The 6,521-nt window shown below is 55.5% G+C and carries 5 protein-coding genes; all 5 read right to left on the reverse strand.

Translation table 11 applies throughout. From position 1 onward, the window contains the following. Window positions 1-238: 238 nt before the first annotated feature. Window positions 239-739: a hypothetical protein gene (locus IGW03_RS36920; RefSeq protein WP_194727361.1), complete on the reverse strand. Its 501-nt coding sequence runs from the start codon at window positions 737-739 to the stop codon at window positions 239-241. 95 nt (window positions 740-834) lie between these two features. After that, window positions 835-1,314: a hypothetical protein gene (locus IGW03_RS36925; RefSeq protein WP_228536340.1), complete on the reverse strand. Its 480-nt coding sequence runs from the start codon at window positions 1,312-1,314 to the stop codon at window positions 835-837. 13 nt (window positions 1,315-1,327) lie between these two features. Then, complete coding sequence (locus IGW03_RS36930) at window positions 1,328-3,649, reverse strand: hypothetical protein (RefSeq protein WP_194727363.1); 2,322 nt, start codon at window positions 3,647-3,649, stop codon at window positions 1,328-1,330. Next, window positions 3,646-5,187 (reverse strand): tyrosine-type recombinase/integrase, encoded by a 1,542-nt coding sequence (locus IGW03_RS36935; RefSeq protein ID WP_194727364.1) that lies wholly within the window; start codon window positions 5,185-5,187, stop codon window positions 3,646-3,648. Before IGW03_RS36935 ends, IGW03_RS36930 begins: the two co-directional genes overlap by 4 nt. Next, on the reverse strand, window positions 5,188-6,408 hold the full coding sequence (locus IGW03_RS36940) for a tyrosine-type recombinase/integrase (RefSeq protein WP_194727365.1): 1,221 nt from the start codon (window positions 6,406-6,408) through the stop codon (window positions 5,188-5,190). Window positions 6,409-6,521: the final 113 nt, after the last annotated feature.

Consider the following 6,521-nt stretch of genomic DNA (forward strand, 5'->3'; position numbering starts at 1 on the left):
TAATCTTGGTAGTTTCGGATTGATGTTGCGTAGGTTTTGGTTGTGAAGTTCTTTATTTTTCAATGGGAACGGCGGGCGAGTTATCCACAGGATATCCTCATTTTAAAGATTTGCTGTTGCGTCCCTTCAGTACGGACGTTTGTTGCGTGCCCCGCTAGCCGGCGACGCAACGGACCAAGACTGCGACGCCGCCATCGGCAGCCTTGGTGTTGCGTGTCGAATGCCCAGGGAATCCGGGTTAGATTTGGTTTTTCGGCTTCACGCCGAGCTGCCACAGGATGTCGATGTTCTTGAGGTAGGTGGCAACGTTCTCAAGCGAACTGTCGACGATCGAGTGCTGGTCCCCATTAGCACGTTCAACTATCACTGGCCATGGATCTTCCAGGCTTTGAGCGACGTCATTCACTTTGTCACGGTACTGTTCGAGAGCCGCGCGATTCCAAATCTGAACGACTTTGGGATCCAGCAGCACCGAGAGCGAACCTTTCCGTTCTCCGATGTATCGCACGGGCGCGAGCAGGCCGCCCAGGTAAAGTATCTGAATTGCGTCAATCACACGCTCGTCGTGATCCTCGTCCCAGATGATGGCAAAGTCCAGGAAGGCGCCGCGCTGAAGTGGTGTAAGGAATTCGTCGTGCCAGGTGGGTACGCGTAGAACGGAGTAGTGTGTACCTCGGCCGAGATTGCCCACAGGGCGTGTCTCGTCATACAGTGTATGGAAGAAGGGGCAGTAGGACATGTTGCACTCTTTTCAAGAGAGAAGCGGCTTCCGCCGCCAGACTCAGTCATTTCGTGGCTGAGGGCGTCACGCGAATACTACCATGCCGCGCTTGCTCAACGTCGCTTCTTATCTGCTCGCCGCGTCGCATGTTTCTCTGTTGGCATTGCCGATACGGTGGCATCCGTAATGGCTCCAAGCGCGGCAAGCTTTTCCCGCACATCCCGATACTGTTCATAAAACTGCGCCCACTTGCTGAAGCCTCCCATGGCGCCAACCGCACGCAGCATCGCCAGGTGCGAAGCGATCAGGAGCTGCGTGTTGTGCTCGAGCTCGACGATACGATGTTCCTTTTGTTCGAGCGCTGCCGCAGCATCCGCACCGGACTGCTTTCCAACACGACCACGCCACCGTCGATACTCGGTCTGGCGCTCCTGGTATTGCGCAAGCAACCGGCTTCGCTCTTGGTTGCGGGTGATGGATGACGCCGCCGTGAGCGAAGGATGCAAACGAGCCACCGCGCGCGCAGTGATGGCCTGGTCAGTGGCGAGCATCGTCTCCAGTATCTCTCGCATCTTGTGATCGTGATCTTGCATCGTATGTCCTCGTTCAATCATCCAGCACTCCGGACCTCTTGGTTGCCGATAGATCCACACCGTCCGGGAAGACGCGTTGACCTGGCGCTGTAACCAGTAACTTCTGCACACCGGCCAGACGTTTTTCAGCATGGTCCATCTGGTTCTTCCAACCAAGGCTCGTTGTAGGACGTGATTTTATCGTCTCGATCGCTGCTTTGAACTTTCCTTCGAGCCGCATCAGGTTTTGCCGGTTTTCAGGCAAGTCGGTTGCCGAGAGATGGCGGCAATTCGCGAAGCACTCCAGGTGCTTGGGGCAGGGGTCGACGGTAAACGAGTTCAGGCAATGCCCGTAAGGTGTGGCATGGAATCCGTCTGCTTCTACGCGCAAATATTCATAAGCGGCCGTATCTCCTTTGGCCGACTGGATACGGCGGAACGCGTCCACGATTGGCCCATTGGCCTTCCCGGCCTTGATCATCCTGGCGACCGAGGCAGCTTTCTCACCCAGCATGATTTCAACTTCATGTGGAATCTCTATTTGATCGAGTTCTTCCGCCAGGCTGCGGTGATCATATTCGTAGCTCTGGGCGACGCTGCGCCGGTTGAATCGTTTCGAGATGATCGTATCCGCAACGCCCAGCCGGAACAGTTCGGTGTTTTGCAGGTGTCGCAGTGAGTGCGAATTGATGCTCATGACCCTATCTTCGTCTGTTTCACCGTAACGCTCAAACAATGACGGGATACGCGTCACATCTCCCAAGGCATGGCCAATAAACAAAGGATCAGGGCGGCTCACTGCCATGTGGCGTGTAATGTCACATACCCCTTCATTACGCTCCTCGATAAGTGAACGCTTCGGTTGCAAGAACAGGAACTCCCATGGTTGGATGGCGCCATTTTCCATCGGTAATGGGGCCATGTCGGACACCTTTGTCGGTGTTGTCGCTCTGATGTGTGCCTCCAGTTCTCCGACCTTGAGATAGGTGTCGCCCCAGGACATGCGACGATCCGCAGCCAGCGGCACACCGCCGATATTACGGAAACACACCGCATTGTCACCATTTTGCATCTGCTTTTGCAGGCGGTTCCCAAACATATATATCGCCATATCAAGCTTGCTTGATCCGCGTCCGTAGTTCTGGCTCTGGTATTGATGCAGCTCATGCAGCACGTTCGGATCGAACGTCTGCCGATATCGTTCCATGAACGAACTGCAGTCGATGTCCAGCCAGAACGGGTTTCCCGTCACGCGTGTATATAGTTCAATGAAGGGAACGACATCGTTCTCCCGGTACCACGGCAGAAGGCGCCCGGTCTCACATTGCAGCTTGAGCGTGTCCCGTAACGGTTGGGTGAGCCGTGCAACGCGGTCAAGCGTCTCGGTCAGCAGGTGACGGAACATATCTGGTACCGGTTGCGTGTTTTCCCGGAGAATGCGGCTATCCGACTCATCTTCCTGCTGCTTTTCGGCGAAGTGCCGCAGCATCAATGACGTTGAGATGCCGCCAATCTCGCCGGCCGGCCGCCCTTTGGAATCCACATAGACTCGCTCGCGTTTCCAGTCCATCGGCAGCAGGGCGGCTTCCCCAATGCGGAAGCCGGTTATGATCATGGCACGTATCGCGGCAAACCGCAGTTCGTCCATGAACGTGCGCGGCTTTTCGGTCATGACGATGCGGACCAATTCCCAGAACGCGCGACGCTCCGGCAGTCGCTCGGCCCGCTTGCGTTCCTCCAGATTGGCGCGCAGCTCGTCTTCCGACATGGTGTGTTTCGATTTCGACCTCCTGACCGGTATACGGGTGACGCCAAGCATGGGATACATCTGACCAGCGTCACAGATATGATGCGCATCGAACACCACTCTCACGATGGCGACTACTAGGTCACCCAGTTTTCCGGATGCCTGAATCGCCTTGCCTACCCCAATTGCCGTGTGCAGATCATCCAGGGTGAGTTGCCATGGCTCCTTGTCGACGCATGTGGCGATGACCCGTAAGGGACGAGCAATATGGCTGTACACGTGTCCTGTGGTGTTCCGCTTGAACAGCAATTGCTCGGCGACGGCTGCCTTGATCAGTTCTTGCCAACCAGCAGAGAGCGGCTTCCTGCACAATGGTTTCAGGCCATTCGAGACGCGCTCCATGTTGAGAATTTCTAAGGCCTTGCTATCGGCTCCGAGGTCGCGCAAGTAGTAGGTCGGGGGAGGAACGTCGCCTACGCAGGCGGTCAGATTCCAACCCACTCCATCTTGTGCGATTCCCGTGTCATCCAAAGGAATGTCCCAATGCAGTCCTTTGCCCTTGGCCAGTATCTGGCCAAGCTCAATGAAGGCTTGGTAATGCCGATTCATGCCTCACTCTCCTCAATCTCGGTAATGACGACCTGTATCTCTGCAATCGTCCGTTGCAACTGCAAGTAGGCCGGTGAACGAGTGTCACCACGGGAGCTTTGGTCGAAGAACAGCACTACGCCCCGCATGTCAACCAGCGCCTGTTCATGGAGTGCTTTGTCGTGCACCGGCATGAATTTACGACAGCCATAGCAGGAAGTTACTGGGTTATAAGGGCAGGCCGGCTGTCCGGATGTGCAGCCGCCGATGCCGGCGATCGGAATCCCGTGAGGTACGGCTGCAATCTGCTGCTCGCCTTTCAGCTCTGCCAATTCCTCTGGAGAGATAAAACGATCGTGGGCTATTTTCGCGACACGCTGATACACGGCCGACGCGCCGAGAGCTCGGTTGATGCGCTCGGCATGCGATGCCGACGTGGCGTAATACACGAGCCCGGTGCTAGTCTGCGCATGACCAAGGAATTCTGCCAATTCTTCGTGGCTTGCGCCGGCATCAACAAGGCGTTGTGCCGCAGTATGGCGAAGATCTGTCGCCGTGCCGATGTCGTCCGAGTCCAGCAGCGTCCTGACAAGCGTGGAGATTCTATTGCTAACTTCCCAAGTCGATTTAACCTGGAAGAACTTTTCTGAACCTGTAATACCTTCAGCATCCAAATGTGCTTTCCATTGAACGAAGAGCGGTGCCCATTCCGCCTTGACTCGCCGGGTCATGGGAATTCTTTTGCCACTGCCGCGTTGCTTGGCCATATGGAACGTCAGATGCACCATCGGATGGTCGGAGACCTCATCATTCCAAATCCGGACATGGCGAACGTCCAGCATCGCAATCTGGATCGGACGCATTGCAAACTGGTAAGAACATAACAGCATTCCGGCATCCGCCAATTCGCTTAGCGACTGGCGCGTTGCAGCGCCTTGCGCCAACCGTTCGACGACATCATCCAAATGCCGGACGATCAGCGCTTCTTCGTCGACAGACAGAAATACATCGCCCGATCGGACACCAGCATATTTATCACTGGCGGGTAAGGGCAGGGAAGTGCTGATGTAGGCTACATAGTCGCTGGCCCAACCATTCAGTCGATATGCACATAGAAGTTGTAACAGGTATTTGGCAGCCATATAGGCGCTAGCCGGCAGGGCGCGTACGCGCAACGCTTTCCAGACCGGGCCAATACGTGTGGGGCCGGCGTCAACGAGCGTCGTAACGTCTGCCGGCGTTAAGTGCTGTGCGGAGGCGAGGTAAGAGGCTACAGTCCTGACGCTCAAGTCCTGGGCAAGGATGAAGGCAAAGACATGTTTGAAGATGAAGCTGCACTCGGGGCCAAGACGCGCAAAGTCCAGTCGTGCTCGACGTCCACCGAACCGCAGCTCGAACATCGTTTGGCCTTCGGGATTTCTGATCGATCTGATTGCGTCATCAAACTCATCGTAGTAACGAAGCACCGAGGGCAAATTGGGCAACGATGCGCAGAGGCGGGCAAGCACATCACTGTCATCACCGACGGCATGGAATTCTCGGCGCTGTGGCTTTTCCATTTAGTGTCCCTTCGGCAAAGCACGCAGTAATGCCACGCGATCGTCAAACGCGTCGTTCCATACGGTGGCGAGCCGATCTTCAAACACGGCACGTGCATAACGCGATGGCATTGCTGATGTCTTTGACCAGCCGAAGAATGTGCGCAGCTTTTGAAGCGCTTCCTCCAACGAATCACCTTGTAACAGCAGTTGATGCAGCCGCATTACAGCACAGGTATGACGCAAGTCATGTGGTGTAACCGAATGTTTGCCAGTGCGATCGTTGAGCTCTTTCAGTACATCCGCCGGCAGTCGCTGCGAGGCCTCCGCAAACGCCTTCGTCAGCGCTTCCGTCGATAGCGGCATATTTGTCTGCGAATTCAGAAGAAACGAGTGTTGAGGTTGCCCACGGTAGTTCTGGGCGTAGCTATCAATAGTGTTGGCCGTCGCCTCGCTGACCGGAACCTGCCGGATGGAAGCGGCTGTCTTGATCCCCGGCTTCGAATACCGTGGGTCGGTCCCGGCTTCCTCATACGGGTTTTCCTGCACATTGATCCAATACCGTATCCTGCCTTGTTTCGGATCGAATGCGCTCTTTACACAGTCCACCGGCAACAGAAGTACCTCGCCTCGCCGCAGCCCCTGATGCAACATCAAGATAAAGGATACAAACACGCGCCAACGTGTCCGAACCCGCGGAAACGGGTTCAGCGACGATTCGGGATCCAGCAACTCATACAGAGTCTTTACAGTCGTCGCCGGTAGTGACCGGATCGCTTCGATCGGCTTGGCCTTTTTCACATGAAGCTGCCGATAGAGCATCGAAAGGTGCTGCAGCCGCTCGTCGATGCGCCGCATCAGGTGGCCGGTTTGACTCTTCGAGACCCATATCACGACCGACGATACGAAATCCAATCCAGTCAGCCAGCGTTTTTCGTCGCCCCCAGTGGTTTGTGGCTGGTTGCGGATCGATACGAACCAGGATTCCAAGATTGTGGCCAGCGCATCGTCGTTCAGCATTCCCAACGCATCGTCCAGCGCAGACCGTCCGAGCAACTTATCAGCGTGCTGGTAAAGATTTTCGATATGTCGAAGCTTTTTGAGATGGGTGGAATCGGCTAGCTGAGCAGCGGACGCTGTCGACCAGACAGCCGCCCAATAGCGTGGCAATCCGTATTCATCGACGAGAATTGGCCCGCGAAGATTACGCGGTACCGAGATGTCCGCGAGTTGGATAAGCATTCCTGCGTCCTGGAAATTAAGCAACGCCGGAACATACCATTTACGCATTCAATGTTGCAGTAGCTAGATGAAGAGCCTCCCTAAAAACGCAACACTCCTAATACTACCAGTCC

The sequence above is a fragment of the Noviherbaspirillum malthae genome, from assembly GCF_015352985.1.
Taxonomy (GTDB): Bacteria; Pseudomonadota; Gammaproteobacteria; order Burkholderiales; family Burkholderiaceae_D; genus Noviherbaspirillum; species Noviherbaspirillum malthae.